The sequence below is a fragment of the Granulicella mallensis MP5ACTX8 genome (genome assembly GCF_000178955.2).
Taxonomy (GTDB): Bacteria; Acidobacteriota; Terriglobia; order Terriglobales; family Acidobacteriaceae; genus Granulicella; species Granulicella mallensis.
In genome coordinates this window covers 1,730,509-1,745,597 of sequence record NC_016631.1, presented here as the reverse complement: position 1 = coordinate 1,745,597, position 15,089 = coordinate 1,730,509, and the positions used below count along the sequence as shown (strand labels likewise).

15 protein-coding genes are annotated in these 15,089 nt (G+C 55.5%); 5 read left to right on the top strand and 10 right to left on the bottom strand.

Annotation, left to right across the window (positions count from 1 at the left end):
* Positions 1-81 precede the first annotated feature (81 nt).
* A complete protein-coding gene (locus tag ACIX8_RS07410; RefSeq protein ID WP_014264716.1) occupies positions 82-1,182 on the top strand; it encodes a glycosyltransferase in 1,101 nt (366 codons plus the stop codon).
* On the top strand, positions 1,179-2,015 hold the full coding sequence (locus ACIX8_RS07405; RefSeq protein ID WP_014264715.1) for a class I SAM-dependent methyltransferase: 837 nt from the start codon (positions 1,179-1,181) through the stop codon (positions 2,013-2,015). The genes ACIX8_RS07410 and ACIX8_RS07405 overlap by 4 nt, the downstream gene beginning before the upstream one ends.
* Here the strand turns inward: ACIX8_RS07405 and ACIX8_RS25895 are convergent.
* The gene (locus tag ACIX8_RS25895) at positions 1,960-2,598 is read right to left on the bottom strand and encodes a hypothetical protein (protein ID WP_190273756.1); all 639 of its coding nucleotides are present in this window, start codon (positions 2,596-2,598) and stop codon (positions 1,960-1,962) included. The two genes, ACIX8_RS07405 and ACIX8_RS25895, sit on opposite strands and share 56 nt — an antisense overlap.
* Positions 2,599-2,622: 24 nt before the next feature.
* Here ACIX8_RS25895 and ACIX8_RS25890 point away from each other — a divergent pair, with 24 nt between their 5' ends.
* Genes ACIX8_RS25890 through ACIX8_RS07390 form a run of 3 tightly spaced genes read left to right on the top strand, consistent with a single transcriptional unit; the run spans position 2,623 to position 7,047 of the window.
* Positions 2,623-3,414 carry an O-antigen ligase family protein gene (locus ACIX8_RS25890; RefSeq protein WP_190273755.1) on the top strand — a complete coding sequence of 264 codons (792 nt, stop codon included), beginning with the start codon at positions 2,623-2,625 and terminating at the stop codon, positions 3,412-3,414.
* A gap of 21 nt (positions 3,415-3,435) precedes the next feature.
* The gene (locus ACIX8_RS07395) at positions 3,436-5,760 is read left to right on the top strand and encodes a GumC family protein (RefSeq protein ID WP_044176330.1); all 2,325 of its coding nucleotides are present in this window, start codon (positions 3,436-3,438) and stop codon (positions 5,758-5,760) included.
* A 30-nt stretch (positions 5,761-5,790) separates the two neighbouring features.
* The gene (locus ACIX8_RS07390; RefSeq protein WP_014264712.1) at positions 5,791-7,047 is read left to right on the top strand and encodes a tetratricopeptide repeat protein; all 1,257 of its coding nucleotides are present in this window, start codon (positions 5,791-5,793) and stop codon (positions 7,045-7,047) included.
* A 3-nt stretch (positions 7,048-7,050) separates the two neighbouring features.
* Here ACIX8_RS07390 and neuC read toward each other — a convergent pair whose 3' ends face one another.
* The 9 genes from neuC to ACIX8_RS07345 are packed head-to-tail and all read right to left on the bottom strand — an operon-like array spanning position 7,051 to position 14,811.
* Positions 7,051-8,241: a UDP-N-acetylglucosamine 2-epimerase gene (gene neuC, locus ACIX8_RS07385; protein WP_014264711.1), complete on the bottom strand. Its 1,191-nt coding sequence runs from the start codon at positions 8,239-8,241 to the stop codon at positions 7,051-7,053.
* Positions 8,238-9,338 (bottom strand): GNAT family N-acetyltransferase, encoded by a 1,101-nt coding sequence (locus ACIX8_RS07380; RefSeq protein WP_014264710.1) that lies wholly within the window; start codon positions 9,336-9,338, stop codon positions 8,238-8,240. Before ACIX8_RS07380 ends, neuC begins: the two co-directional genes overlap by 4 nt.
* Positions 9,339-9,341: 3 nt before the next feature.
* A complete protein-coding gene (locus ACIX8_RS07375) occupies positions 9,342-10,031 on the bottom strand; it encodes a class I SAM-dependent methyltransferase (RefSeq protein ID WP_014264709.1) in 690 nt (229 codons plus the stop codon).
* Positions 10,032-10,064: 33 nt separating this feature from the next.
* Entirely contained in the window at positions 10,065-11,162 is a 1,098-nt protein-coding gene (locus ACIX8_RS07370; RefSeq protein ID WP_083836637.1) for a radical SAM/SPASM domain-containing protein, read from the bottom strand.
* Positions 11,159-11,485 carry a PqqD family protein gene (locus tag ACIX8_RS07365; protein ID WP_014264707.1) on the bottom strand — a complete coding sequence of 109 codons (327 nt, stop codon included), beginning with the start codon at positions 11,483-11,485 and terminating at the stop codon, positions 11,159-11,161. Before ACIX8_RS07365 ends, ACIX8_RS07370 begins: the two co-directional genes overlap by 4 nt.
* Positions 11,482-12,297: a hypothetical protein gene (locus ACIX8_RS07360; protein WP_014264706.1), complete on the bottom strand. Its 816-nt coding sequence runs from the start codon at positions 12,295-12,297 to the stop codon at positions 11,482-11,484. The genes ACIX8_RS07365 and ACIX8_RS07360 overlap by 4 nt, the downstream gene beginning before the upstream one ends.
* Positions 12,294-12,779 carry a S24/S26 family peptidase gene (locus ACIX8_RS07355; RefSeq protein WP_044176322.1) on the bottom strand — a complete coding sequence of 162 codons (486 nt, stop codon included), beginning with the start codon at positions 12,777-12,779 and terminating at the stop codon, positions 12,294-12,296. The genes ACIX8_RS07360 and ACIX8_RS07355 overlap by 4 nt, the downstream gene beginning before the upstream one ends.
* Positions 12,776-12,955: a hypothetical protein gene (locus tag ACIX8_RS07350; RefSeq protein WP_014264704.1), complete on the bottom strand. Its 180-nt coding sequence runs from the start codon at positions 12,953-12,955 to the stop codon at positions 12,776-12,778. The genes ACIX8_RS07355 and ACIX8_RS07350 overlap by 4 nt, the downstream gene beginning before the upstream one ends.
* An 8-nt stretch (positions 12,956-12,963) precedes the next feature.
* Positions 12,964-14,811: a hypothetical protein gene (locus ACIX8_RS07345; protein ID WP_014264703.1), complete on the bottom strand. Its 1,848-nt coding sequence runs from the start codon at positions 14,809-14,811 to the stop codon at positions 12,964-12,966.
* Positions 14,812-15,089: the final 278 nt, after the last annotated feature.

Genomic DNA, 15,089 nt, shown 5'->3' with positions numbered 1-15,089 from the left:
TGTAGCATGTTGCCTGGCGGACAATGTATTTTGAATCAACCGATAGCCGATACTTCGCCACAACTTTTCCGAGATAGGACCATGCGCGTCGTTCATGTCATTGACTCTCTGAATCGCGGCGGAGCGGAAGTTATGCTGACAGGCATGGCTCCGCATTTTCAGGTGCGTGGGGTCACATGCGATGTACTGGTATTGATCCGCAGGCCTAGCCCTCTTGAGCAGGACCTCCTGGACAACGACATACGGTTGCAATTTACAGAGGTGCGTAACCTGTATTCACCGCGCCAAATCTTGGCGCTGGCCAGGCTTCTGCGCGGATATGACCTTATCCATGTGCATCTCTTTCCGGCGCAACTGTGGGCTGTTCTGGCCGTGGCGCTTTGGAAAGATCGCACCCCACTGGTGACGACCGAACACAACACCTGGAATGCACGCCGCCGCTGGTGGATGCGGCCGCTCGATCGCTGGATGTATCCGCACTACAAGCGCATTGCCTGCAACAGCGAGGCCACAGCGAAACACCTCATCGAGTGGTGCCCTGACATTGCGGCCAGGACTACGGTCATCGCCAACGGAATCCCTCTTGACGCGTTCGAAGATGCCCAGCCCGCGATGCTGGATCATGTACCGCATCATGTTACTCGGCTGGTTTTCACCGCTCGGTTTGAAGCCCAGAAAGATCACGCAACCCTGTTGCGAGCTTTACCTTCAGTTCCAGATGCGCACCTTATTTTCGTTGGAGACGGCCCCTTGCGCCCTCAGCTTGAACAGATGGCCCAGTCTCTCGGAATCCGAAGCCGGGTAACCTTTCTGGGCTGGCGGAAGGATGTCGGAGCAGTATTGAAAGCGTCGGATATCTACGTTCATCCCACGCATTCCGATGGTTTCGGCATCGCCGCGTGTGAGGCAATGGCTGCAGGGCTGCCGGTTGTGGCGAGCGATGTCCCAGGTCTGGCCCAGCTCGTTGCAGGGGTGGGAATCCTCTTCCCTGCCGAAGACGACAAGGCGCTGGCCTCTCATCTCAATGCTTTGATCCAATCGCCGGAACGGCAAAACGAGATGCGCATGGCAGGCCTTCAACGGGTGCGTCACTTGAGCATCGAAAACACGGTCGATGGCTACATTCGTATGTACGAGTCAGTGCTGCAAACCAGAGCGGCACAGACGGCAGAGGTACGATGAATAACCTTGATCCGGCTGTGGTGAAAGCCTTTGGCGAGCAATGGGGCAAATTCGACCATACGGAGCGGGACAATCCTGATCTGCAGAGGCTCTTTCAGTCGTATTTTGAAATCTTTCCGTGGCACGAACTGCCACAGAATGCAGAAGGCTTCGATCTGGGATGTGGCACAGGCCGCTGGGCTCACTTTGTAGCGCAACGGGTGGGGACTCTCCACTGCGTGGACCCAAGCGCGGCGGCTCTGGACGTCGCCCGACGCAACCTCCAGGCGCATTCGAACTGCAGCTTTTACTGTGCCTCGGTCGACGCAATCCCTCTCGCAGACGCTTCCGCAGACTTTGGTTATTCTTTGGGCGTGCTGCATCATGTGCCGGACACGGAAGAAGGAATCAAAGCCTGTGTGCGCAAACTAAAACCGGGCGCGCCATTATTGATCTACCTGTACTACGCTTTCGACAACCGCCCGGCCTGGTTTCGGGCTCTCTGGCGGCTCTCCGATTTTGTTCGCCGAGTCGTCAGCACTTTGCCGTTTGCCGTCCGGTCGCCACTCTCCGACATCATCGCAACGCTCGTTTACTGGCCGCTGGCGCGCACCGCAAAGCTGCTTGAAGCGTTGGGTATTGCTGTCGACTCCTTCCCCTTGTCCGCCTATCGCAACCGGAGCTTTTATTCCATGCGCACGGACGCCCTGGATCGCTTCGGCACGCGAATTGAAAAACGTTTTACCCGCGAACAGATAAGACGCATGATGGAAGGTGCCGGTCTCCAGCGGATTATGTTCAGCGAATCCGTTTGCTGGTGCGCGGTTGGATACCGTAGGCTGGAGACGCCCTGATGGCTGAGCGCATTCCAGCCTTGCTTCGTAGAAGTAATTTACTTTCGAGGAGTAAGTTCTGACCCAACTGCGAATCCATCATGGCTCTACCCGGACTTCCCCCAGTGCTGCGCCCGTCAGCCAAATGGGTCAGATCTTTGATTTTGTCCTGGCAGCCGGAATTTGCGCCGTCCTTGGATTCGGGCCATTGGCTTTTGGCGCCGTTCAGCCCTGGAGTATGTGCATTCTGGAAGCCGCCGTTGCTTGCCTGGTTGTCATTTGGGCTGCACGAGAGGTAGCGAATGGCGGCTTTCACATCCTTTTTAATCCGCTGTACATCCCCATGGCTCTGTTTGCGGGGGTGGTGCTGGTTCAACTCTTCCTGCATCAGACGGCCTACTGGTATGCAACATGGTCGAAGGGGCTGCTCTATGCCTGTTACGGTGGGCTCATCTTTCTTGTGTCGCAGGTCTTCCAGCGGCGGAAGCAGCGGTCGGCCTTTGGCTTTTTTTGCGCCGGCTATGGATTCCTGCTCTCGCTCTTTGCGATTGTCCAGCAATTCACCTTCAACGGGAAGATCTACTGGGTCGTAGCCACACATCATGGAGGATGGATCTACGGACCCTACGTGAACCATGCCTATTATGCAGGTTTGATGGAGATGCTTGTCCCATTCCCACTGATGCTTGCCATTGACAAGCGAGGAGAAAAAGCCAGCCGGGCTTTTTTTCTCTTTGCCGCCGTCGTTATGGGTAGCACGATCTTCCTGTCTCAATCTCTCGGAGGCATGATAGCGTTTGCCGTCGAGTTGGCTGTGCTCTCGTTGATTTTGTTCCGGAACAGACGTTTCGCTTACCGCGAGATTCTGCTGCTCGCAGTTCTTTGCGTGGCACTGATTGCCTGGCTGGCATGGCTGCGTCCCGCAGGATTGGTGGAAAGAATCGCACGTCTGCTGAACCCGATCTCCGACGCTGGAGCAACCGGACGTGTCGCAATCATCAAAGACAGCTTCAGGATGCTGCGCCAGCGGCCGTTCCTGGGCTGGGGATTGGGGACATTTTCGACCGTATACCCTTCCTTCCGTAGCTTTTATTCAAATTTATGGGTGAACGAAGCGCATAACGACTTTGTTCAAACACTCGTAGAAACCGGTATAGTTGGTTTTGCCTTCTCATCTGCTTTTCTAGCTGTGCTGTTTCGTGACGGCATCGACAAATTGAATCACTGGCGCAGCGACACGCAATCAAGCGTGGGACTGGCTGCATTTCTGGGATGCATCGGAATTCTGGTTCACGGGCTTGTCGACTTCAATCTGCAGATACCCGCAAACGCAGCTTTCTTTTTTGCTTTGTCAGCGCTGGTAACCACGCGCCGAGACAAATCAGAAGAGCATCAGGAGTTCGGCAAGGTGCGAGGGTAAGGGAAAATGAGTACTGGAAGAATGCGCGGAGAATTCGCCGAACCGGTACGCCATGATTCGCCCCGGCTTGCATCTCTTCAGGAGATGTATAGACCACCTGCACGGGAACATTCGATCAGCGATTACTGGCACATCCTGCTTAAACGCAAATGGATTGTGATCGTTTCTGTCGCCATTGTTTTGATTACGACGGCGTTGATCAGCCTGCATACCACCCCCATTTATGAAGCTGTGACGAAAATTACGATTTCGCCGCCGACTTCCAACCCGCTCAACTTCAAAGACAACAACAGCTCGTCCTCGGCCCTTGAAGACCCCCAGGCAGGCATTAATACTCAGGTCAAGATTCTGCAGTCGGACACGATGGCCGAATTAGTCATTCATCGGATGAATCTCGATACGCGTGCCGATTTCGCGGGTCGCGCCCAAACGCAGAGCAACGGTGGCATCGCCGTGTCGCAATCGCCCGCCGAGGAAAGTTTTCGTCTGGAATCTCTTATTCGCAAGCTCCAGGGCAATCTGACGATACAGCAGATCCCCGACACGACCCTGGTTCAGGTTGGGTATTCCGACCCAAGTCCCGCATTGGCGGCAGAGATCGCGAATGGGATCACCGCCGCGTACATAGAACAAAATGTGAAGTCGCGATACGACAGCACCATGCAGGCTGCTGATTGGCTCTCCAAGCAACTGGCCGATATGCAGATCAAGATGGAAACTGCGCAGGCCAAGCTGGTCCAGTACCAAAAAGAACACGCTATTGTTGGCACGGACGACAAGCAAAACCTGACAACGGAAAAACTCGACGAACTGAACAGAGAGCTAACCTCTGCCCAGGCAGATCGAATCCAAAAGGAGTCTCTCTACAACGTCGCGAAGAGGGGCGACCCATCGACGCTGAGCGTGATTCTCCAGGACCCCATTCTTAGCGCGCTCCGCCAGCGGCAATCCGAGCTGCAGACTCGATATGCACAGCTTGACACATGGGCCGGCCAAAGCTATCCGCAGATGCGGGAGATCACGAGCCAGCTTGACCAACTGAATAAGAGCATCAACGAGCAGGTGAAGAACAGCGTAAGTCGCATTCATAATGACTACCAGACAGCCGTGAATCGCGAGCAGATGCTACAGGAGGCGCTGGGGGAACAAATGGGCATTGCCGATCAGCTCAACCAAAATGCCATCGAATACAAAATCCTCAAGCAGGAGGCCGACTCCAACCGCCAGATCTATGATGGATTGTTGCAGCAGCTCAAGGAGGCCAGCCTTGCGGCGGGGTTGACCTCCAGCAATACTCGCGTAGTGGATCGGGCGCGCTTGCCGCGCTATCCGACGAAACCGAATATTCCGAGGAATCTGGAGTTTGCCCTGCTCGTCGGTCTCGTCGTCGGCATAGCGCTTGCTTTTGGCCTGGAGGCTCTTGACGCTACAGTGCGCACGCCAGAGCAGGCAGAAACTACATCTGGGCTACCGGTACTAGGAGTGATTCCCATGCAGCCCGTCTTCGACAAGGCGGGTACAAATGCTGCAAGATCACGTCTGCTCAACAAAATGCCTGGCACCGGTACAGGGCCGCAGCCGTTAATCAGCTATCTGGAACCGCGATCGGAGATTGCAGAAGCTTATCGAGCGTTGCGCACTTCGATTCTTCTTTCCAGCGTCTCCCATCCGCCGCGCTCCATCCTGGTTACGAGTTCCGTCCCTGAAGACGGGAAGACGATGACCTCCATCAATATAGCTATTGTGATGGCGCAGCAGGAAAAGCGAATTCTGCTGGTAGACGCCGACATGCGCCGTCCAAGCGTTCACACCGCATTCAAGATCAAAGGGCACGTGGGTTTATCGAACGTCCTGACCGGAGGCGCCAAGGTCCGAGACGCTATTCAGTCCACGGTTCAACCCAACCTGTTTGTTCTCCCGGCAGGTCTTGTGCCTCCGCATCCTTCTGAACTCTTGAGCTCATCGCTGATGCGCGATCTTCTCAAGAAGTGGTGCGAAGAATATGACCACGTCATCATCGATTCTCCTCCGGTGATTACGGTCACGGATGCCGTTCTTTTGTCCGTTGAAACGGATGCTGTGCTCTTGATCATCCGCTCCGGTCAAACGACTGCCGCCCACGTCCGGCACACATGCGGTCTACTTCACAGCGTAAACGCCGACGTGTTGGGAGTGGTCGTAAATGCCGCGGATCTGGGCTCGCCGGATTATTACCACTACGGGGGCAGGTCCGGTTACTATGCCGCAAATAAGATGAAGAGCCAGGAGATGAAGCCAGGCGAAGCGAGGGACTTAGACCAGAACCCAGAGAGTGAACACGATGAAACTCTCCACACATCTTCCTAGCCTTCCTAGCCGGTAATTGGGGATCCTCTCATGATGGAGCAGGCATTCGAACAAGGCCGGTGGCGACGAATATTTTTATTCGTTGCTTGTGCCATGGTGATGGCGAGTTATGCGTGGTTCGCGGTCAGGGTATATCGCGCACAGCAGCTTGCCGATCATCTGGACCAGCCTTCCATTGAAAAAGCTGTTGCCCTCGCACCGCAAAACGCAACCTATCACGAGCAGCTATGCCGCAGCATGCTCTTCGTCTCTCAGCAAACCGAACGAGCCGTAGGCGAATGCAGAAAAGCCTCCGAACTGAATCCCTATAGCTCTGCCATCTGGCTGGATCTCGCGCAGGCATATTATTCCGTCGGAAACATTCCGTTGAACCGAGCTGCAGCCTATAAAGCGCTCGCTGTCGATCCCACGACTCCGGACACGGCCTGGAGCGCGGCTAACTTTTTCCTGCTTCAAGGAGATACAAACGAGGCTTTGCATCAGTTCGCGATCGTTCTGCAGGAGGAGCCGTCGCTTGCTCCATCCGTACTGAATAGCTGCTGGCAATCTCTGCATGACATACAGCGCATGCAAAGCATTCTTCCCCCAAACCCTGAAGTCTACTTAGCCTTTATCAAGCTCCTGCTATCGACAGATGACTCCAATTCCGCACACCAGATATGGCTGGCCCTCATGCAAACGAAGGTCCCCTTCGACTACCACCATGGGCTCTTTTATATCGATAGCCTGATCCAGGCCCATGCCGTAGACCAGGCAAGCGAGGCATGGAAGCAGCTTTCGTCCATGTCGGCAGCGCTGCAAGCGTATGGGCAACCGAATCATCTGGTGATGGATGGTTCCTTTACTCAGGACATCCTTAATTCGGGCTTTGACTGGCGTTATAGCCCGGTGCCGCAGATCGCGCTCACTCTTGACGACACAGCGTTCCACAACGCGGCTCCCTCTCTGAAGCTGGTATACAGCCTTAACGGTAGCGACGCCGGCATCTTTCAATACATTGCAGTCCACCCTGACTCACGTTATCGCCTTTCGGCATGGGTGAAGAGCGAGGATATCGAAACCGCGAACGGCCCGGCGCTTACTTTGCTGGATGGCTATAACAAGACGGTGCTTGGATCTACGGAAGAAACGATCGGCACTACACCTTGGCATCGCCTGGATACAGAACTGACAACCGGACCTGAAACAAAGCTTCTACTGCTGGCCATACAGCGTCATCCCGGGGAGACACAGATTCAAGGAACGTTCTGGGTGGACGACATCCAACTGGAGCCTATGCAGCCTTGAGGCTCATAGGTCATAGAACTTCTTGTGTAGGAGCGCGTTGCCCAACTCAACGCGTTTCAGAACATCGACGATCGTAGACACAGCCGAGTTTGTCTTGCTTGCGTAAGGGTTCACCAGGGACTGCAGCGAGCTGCGAAACTCACTGGAAGCTGCCTTCCGTATCGCTGCCAGGATCTCTGCTCGTTCATTTCCTACATCGATGACACTTTCCGCGCGGATGCGACCCGCTTGACGGGTACCAACATTGATCGCCGGAACCTTAAAGGACGGCGCTTCGATGATCCCACTGGAAGAGTTGCCGACTACAGCAATCGCGCGGCACAATACGCTGTGATAAGCCTCAGAGCCAAAGTTATCCACCAGATCAGCAGCTCCAGGATGGGACTGGATCCATTGCCGGATTCTTGCCGTGATGATTCGTCCGGAGGTATCAGCATTCGGCATGGTAAAGATCACCGCAAAACCGGCTTGATCGAGAGCGGCCAGCAGCTCATCGATCTGCCGCTCCACGTCTTCGTACTCCAGAGTGACAGGATGGAAGGTCACAAGAAGGAAGGGACGCTCGACGTCGATGCCAAAGCGTTTTCTCAGCTCCTCGGGAGTGAGCCTCGGTGCGGTCGAAATATGATCGAGCGTCGGTTCACCGGATACAAAAACACGCTTTGGGTCTTCGCCTAATTGAATGACGCGGCGAGCATAGGCTTCCGTAGCCGTAAAGTGCAGATGGCTCAGCTTGGTAATACTGTGCCGTAGAGCGTCATCGATCGCGCCTTGCGTCAGTTCGCCCCCGCTGAGATGTGCGATGGGAATCTTGAAGGGTAGCGCGGCGAGTGTTGCGGCGAGCATCTCATACCGGTCACCCAGCACGATGAGGATCTCCGGGCGGTACCTGCTGAAGGCCTGGCCAAACCCGATCAGGCCCAGCCCCATCGACTTGGCAATAGCTTCCGGCGTGTCGGAGGAGAGCAGCATCTCCACCCGTTCGACAATCTCGATTCCGTCGTCTTCAACGGACCGCACAGTCATCCCAAACTCCGCAGAGAGATGCGTGCCGGAGACATATAACTTAGGCGATATCTCCGGATCGGCCTGGAAGGCATTCAGGAGCGGGCGATAGCAGCTATAGTCCGCGCGCGACGTCGTCACGACTCCAATCGATCTCAATGGCGTCCGTCCCTTTCTTTCCAAACTCATGTGCGGCTCACGTTGTAGGGCCACGGTGCATTCGGTAACTGACAGAGCTGCTCGAAGCGTTCCGGATCGGTGACCATTACAAGATAAGCATAACGATATAACTCTGTCCCGAAGCTGCGCTTGAAATCTTCGAGCGAATCGCCGGGACTCACTCCGCCGCCGAGATGCAGCAGCTTGCAGCCTTGCCGTCGCGCCCACTTCGCACCCTCGACCAGCAGCAGCGTGGCAGCCTTATGTTTCATCCCCAGTTCATTGCCGGCGGCAAGATGATAATGAGCATAATCGCGCCCTGCCAGAAAGATGCTTGCTCCGGCGAGTTGATCGCCCAGCCATGCAAAAGCAATGCTGAAACGTTGTTCTAGTGAAGCCAAACGTGAAAAATACTCGGGAGGAAATTTGTAGAAACCGGCGGCGCCATGATTTTCCATGGCCTGTTCATACAGAGCAAGAAAACGATCGAGGTTCAGGCCGACGTCAAGGTCTTCCCCGCTGGTCCATGTCACGCGCAAGTCGCGCCGGGCAACGTTCAGATCGGAACGCCTGCCTTTTCTCATCCCGTCCGGACAATCCCGGGCGTCATCCCAGCGACCCAGGTCGATTGCGACGGTCGAGCCCCGAAGATCTATCTTCAGGTCCTTCTGCCATGGCTCCTCCTGCAGAAACCACTCGGCCTGATTCATGAGCGGATGCAAACGAAGCACGCAGCAAACCAGATCACGAGAAGAACACCAACCGCGAAGGTCGTCAAAAAAATAGCGCAGGCTGTCGGCATCCACTGTCTGGCTGTTCGATAGAGGCAGGAGACCTCCATAGCCATAGGGAGAACAAGCATCGCTCCACTGGATGCCGGAGACGTCTCCCGGCGCATTCTCTGAACCGTTCACCCCGGCTGTCATCTTGCGAACCAGTAAGGGCGCGAGGAGCCGGCAGGAATCCTGTCCTGCGACGACAGCCACAGGCTCCGTGTGTTCGATCTCTGCCGTTGCGTGGACGTATGCAGGCAAGTAGTAGACATCAGGCGTGGCGGAATGAACAACCAAGGTGCTCCATCGCTCTGAATCCGCTACAGTCAGAAGCTCAAGTGCGGATTTTTGCATGATTCATTTCCCAGGCTTACGGCAGGTGACCACAATCTGTTCTACCAGATGTTGCTCCCCGTCCAGCGTCTGGGAGATTCGTTCGATAGTCACATCGGAGAAATCCTGAAAGAGGCCGGGAACTTTCTCTCGCTTCAGAAAAAAACAGAACCCGGTACCGGCAATCGGGCCCTCCTGGATATTTGTAAAGCTATCAGGCTCCACCCATTCACCCAGACCATAGCCCCACGTTCGATCGCTAAAAGACGAAGAAAGAAACGGTGCCCCAGGTTTCAACACACGATGCACCTCGCGCAACGCGCGTTGGATGCTGTTCAAGGGATTTGTATAAAGACTGACATTCTCTACGACGCCATCGAAACTTGCATCCGGCCACGGCAACTGAGCAAAATCGCCGACGCGCAAATCAGCCGCCAGGCCTTCGTTGCTCAATCGTTGGCCTGCCTTCTGGATAGCGGTCGAAGAACCATCGATACCAGAGACCGCAAAACCTTCGCGCGCCATAAACCAGACATTTGCACCCGGTCCGCAACCGATCTCCAGAATCCGAACGCCGCTGCGCTCTGTAGCCCGGTAAAAATTACGCGCTACAAAACGAACCACGTGCTCAGGCGGATACTTACCCCATTCCTTACGCTGGAAGATCTCTTCCCACACCGGGTCCCATGTAGCTTCATTACTGTTTTCAGGCATGCACTCTCCGGAGCTCCCACCAAAATCTGAACTTCAGGCTGGCAACGCGGCAATCTGAACCAGACTTGAAGATCCTGATCCAGCCTTTTTGAGCCGCATGTTCGCAGATTCGATCCCAGTCCGCGCGAAGGATTTTTGGCAGTCCTGCGTGGAGGGTCCACGCATATTTCCTTCCAAATAAGCCAGTCCGGGGCAGCGTGAACAGGAGCCGACATGACCACAGCCCGAGCACACCGGCAGATCGGCCGCGGAGATGGAACGAACATCGTTAAGTTGTTCGGAGTGGAGCCAGATGTCCATGAACTTCTGGCTGCGCACATTACCGCTGGGCAAAGGGAACTGCACGCAGGGGTACAGGTCTCCGTAAGGCGAGATATAGCATGCCGTGTGACCGGCGCTGCACGGTAACTCTCTTAGGACATCCTCATGCATTGCAGGCGGCGGGGCGCAAAACTCATCGACGTCCCCCACCAGATCGGAGTTGCGAAACACGTCCTGCAGTTGCGGCACGCCCAGGCCCAGCCGGAGTACATTCCTATCCCCATCCATCATCGGGGTGATCGTCGGGTCAATGGTGTATTCGGCGCCAAGATCCTCTGCAAGTTGAATCACTCCGCCATAGTCGCCCAGGTTCTGCATCATCAGGACGTTTGCGACGATGACTTTAACCCCCTGTGCCCGCAGCCGCCGTATTCCCTCAACGGTCCGCTTCAACGAGCCCGGAAGCAGCGTAATGGCATCATGAACCTCTGCGCGATGGGAGTAGATGCTGACCTGAACATCCTGCACCATCAGCTCGTGCAGGCGGCGCGCCTCTTCTTCTCCGATCATGAATGCGTTGGTCTTGATCTTTACGCAGAACATCAAAGAGCGCGCGTATTCCACAATGTCGAAAAAATCCTGGCGCATGAAGACTTCGCCGCCGCTCAAGGTAAGGAAAAAAACGCCCGCGTCAGCCAGTTGATCCAACACATCGCGCATCTCCGCAGTGGTCATCTCGCCGTGGTCGTCGTGGTCAAGATAGCAATGGACGCAGCGCTCGTTGCAGCGGTAGGTAACGTCGAGTTGCACGCTAAGCGGCACGCCTCGGTCCAAAGCACGCTGTCCAAGCTCCTGCATCAGGCTCATCATGACCCCCTTGTTACAGTTTTGCTGTGTAGCTCGGGCTGAGCGATCGGACTGTCGGACAGGACCAGAATGCCATGACTAGCCAAATCGCTCACAAATTGCTCGGCATCTTTCAATGCCTCCGCTGGGTCAGCGTCAAATTCCACGCAAATCTTCTGTTTCACGATCTCCGCCAGCGGCATCTTTCCGTCTGCCGACTGCCAGATGATGGTGCCTACCGGATTCAGTGTGAACAAAGTGGAATCCCTGGCAGACATGATCATCATTTCACCATCGAGCGAACGAGCGGCCACGGCGGTTGCCCTGGAAATATAAACGGATCTCATCCAATCAGCTCCCAAACTCGTGCATCGGGGAAAAAAGTCAAACGGTACACAGGGACATGCTGCACCAATTCGCAGGCTGCGTCAAAGACCAGACCGACCAGATCCGGATCGCAGGCAAAGAACAGCACGTTTTCGAGCAGCATCCGCGCGGCATCGTTCGGCCGCACCGGTTCGATCGTATTCTCCGTTCCCTTCCGCAAAAGATACAAGGCCGCCAGTGGAGCCTTAACGTTTTCTCCCGCCCTCGCCAGCTCTCCGGCAAACGGCGTGCCATAAGCGGCGTAGCCATTTCCATCGCGTCGTAGATATGAAATCTCGTCGGTGAGCAACGTAACATCCCCAGGAGCCAGACGCGAGATCGTTGTTTTTCCCGCCTCGGAGACACCTGCAAACAGAAAGGCTTTGCCATTCCGAACCGCGCTGGCTGCATGCACCAGCAAACCGCCCTCCCTCGCCAGAACGAGCGTGTGAACGATGCGAAGAACAGAGTCAATCGAGTAAGGGTTTGCCGACTGGATAATCTTTCCGCGCCGCGTCTCCGGCTCCCACTCCGCACGAAAGTCGCCACGCTCGATCAACCATCGGCCCGAATCGAAGCTCACCACGACATCGTCCTCTTCGCTGATCCTTCGCGGCTGCACCAGCTCGACATCGAATTCAAAGACCGGGTGTGCCTCATCGTTGAGAAAGCCGGAATAGCGCTCTTCCAACATGCGCAGAAACTCCGGGCTTTCACTACGCACCTGGATGGGTATGCCGCCGATCTCAATGATGATTCCCTGCCCGGCAGCTGTGACGGGCTCATGCGTCATGCCATCTCCTCAGTTCCCTGCCGCCGCAGGCGAAGCCCCAGACGCAGCGTCATGCGCAGGCAGAGGTCCGAGTGCCGCAGAAGTGACGCGCTGATGCACTGCCACGAGGATTGGCGTAGATTCACCCGTTGTCCCTTACGAACCAGTGAAAGCACCTGCCCCACGAGATCAGAGGCCTTGACCGGCGGGTCGTCATGCCGGAGCGTATCTCCTCGAGTAGTCAAAAGATTGCCCTGAATATGGACGATCCGGTGAGCCACCAGCCCTCTTTCCTGTCGATATAAAACAATCTGGCCAGGCCGCAACTCTCCCAGATCAGAGCGCCGGACGGCAACCACATCGCCCGGCCAGATCGCCGGAATCATGCTGGAGCCTGTGACCTGGAGGCAGACCTCACCGAAGCTGTGAGCCACCTCGGCAACCAGCTCACAACCCAATGCCGAGCGCTGCTGCAACCCCACAGGCATGACATCGCCCGTCACGAGCTTTTTCGATTGTGGGCGCACTGGGCCTGGATCGTCGATATCTTGCCGCAACTCAGAGCCCGAGTCTCGAAGACGCGCTCGAAGCGAAACTCAGGTTTGCGATAGAGCTTCTTCGCCGGCGGCTGTATCTCCGATTGCGCGGTTATCTCGTCGATCTCTTCCGGTCCATTCATGTTGCCCCTCATTGAAGCCCTGCTTGAGAAGCTTGCACTCCAGTACCTGCATTCAGGTTTCCGAAGTACACCTGCGATCCTCCAGTGCTAGTGGAGACGTTGTCAATAACTAATCCACTCGTCCCCAGCAGCGTCGTACCCGTCGCTAAGGGGAACGTCGCTATGGGAGCAGTGGGAACGGCCCCACTGGTAATGTCGAAGGTCATGATGCACGCTCCGCCATTGCAGCCTGTGGGCGCGCCCTTGTTCGTCACCCCCAGAAAGAGCAAGTCATGGCCCGTGGTTCCACTGATCGTGATATTCGGGTTAAAGACCTCGGTAAGCGGCGTGCAATCAGCTTGCCCGCCTGTGGCAGTGCTTAGCTTGAGAGTAGTGGCAGCAGCCGCAGTCCCCATGGTGCCGTTTGAGATCGGGACCTGGTACAGCGTGCCGCCTCCACAGAAGTACATATGTCCCGTGTTGGTTCCGTTTGCGAAATAGGCATTATCGAATGCCCCATCATAGAGGTCGGTCCCGGCTGCGCCCATGTTGGCTGTAATCAACGACGCTGAGGCTAACGACGTAGACACCTGAAGCAGCGCATTCGATGAACCGTTGTTATTCGTTACAAAGATCTTCTCTGTCGTGCTGTCTACAATCGGACTATCCTGGATGCCGCCGGTACCAGCCTGGATACTAGGAGTAGCACAGGCAGCACCCGCCGTGGTAACGCAGAAGATCTGCCCCCCGGTGTTAGAGCCGTTCGCAAGGCTGGCAACGTAGATGTTCTGACTAGCCCCTCCATCGAAAACCGGGCTACCAAAAGAGGCTGCTGTACCGAGAAGAGGCACCGGGGCGACAAACGGCCACCCCCCGGTAATGACTTCGGCTGGAATTCCTTGAAATACCCCTGTGAATTTGTGCAGCACTCCGTTGAGGTCCCCTATATACGCAATGTCGTTCGTGTAATCGACAAAAGGCGATGACTTGAAATCAGTAGAACCGAAAGCATTCAGGCCGAGAAGGGTAGCGGCCTGCATCAGAATTTTGACGTCCTTTGCGTTGTTCAGGGTGCCTGGAGCCACAGGTTTGTTGCTGGCATTTCCGTTGCATGGAGAACTAGGGCAACCTGTGTTCCCATTGGTGCCCAGCGTAAGAACGTGAAAGATCGACCCGGAAAGATTCAAGAGGCCACCCTGAATGCTCTCCACGAAAGCGACCTTGGTGCCATCCTCAGAAAGAACCGGAGAAGTTTCGACGATGCCTGTGCCAACGTTATAAGCAAACTCTACATTTGGCACCGTTCCCGTGGTGCAGGTGGTTTTGTAGAGATTGTTGACGCCAAGAATATTTGCCTGAGTCGTGGAGCCGGCAACATTGACAGGGTAAATCACGTAATCCTGAGAGCAGCTAGGAACGGCATTTACGTCAAACGTGAACTTCGCAGGATAGGTATCGATCGCAGTAGACGCCCCCGCTGCACCCACCGTCACGGCCCAGTCTCTCTGGATAGACTCATCCTCACTCCCTGCGGGAGGATGCCCGTCCCTCCGCCTGTCGTGTTCCCTATCATTCCAGGGGTCTGAGCCAAAGTGTGATGCTTGCCTGGCTTCAGCTGCCCGCCGGATCTGCTGCATACGATAGCGAGGATCGTTCACAATGCGCAGCCATTCCGCGTGCCTGCCCTTCTTGATCGCGTCCTGCTCCGTACCGGGGTCGGAGAAGATGACATGATGATGCGTCCAGTCATCGACCAGATGACCGCCAGGGGGAGGATTCTGTTGAGCAGGAGCAGACATGGTGATACATGCGGCTAAAAGAGCTGCAACTGCAGGATAAGCAACATATCTTCCTACAAAATTATCGATGAGTCTCACAGGACAATCCCTCCAACGGAATCGGTCGAATGGCTGAGAAGAACGAAACGATTCGTTCGCCGCAGCAAGGAAGAAATCTCTACCCTGCCGTATCTATCTTTAGCAGCATTTCTCTGTTTGAGAGACCAGCTTATGCACATGCTCGCCTTTATGTCGGCCGAGCCGCAGATACAGCAGGCAACCAATGCTCTTCCGAGTACAGGGCCCATTACCAAAAGTAAAAGTCTTAGCTTCTACTTTCTAGTCTACAGCGTACGAAGTGTCGCCATACTACACTT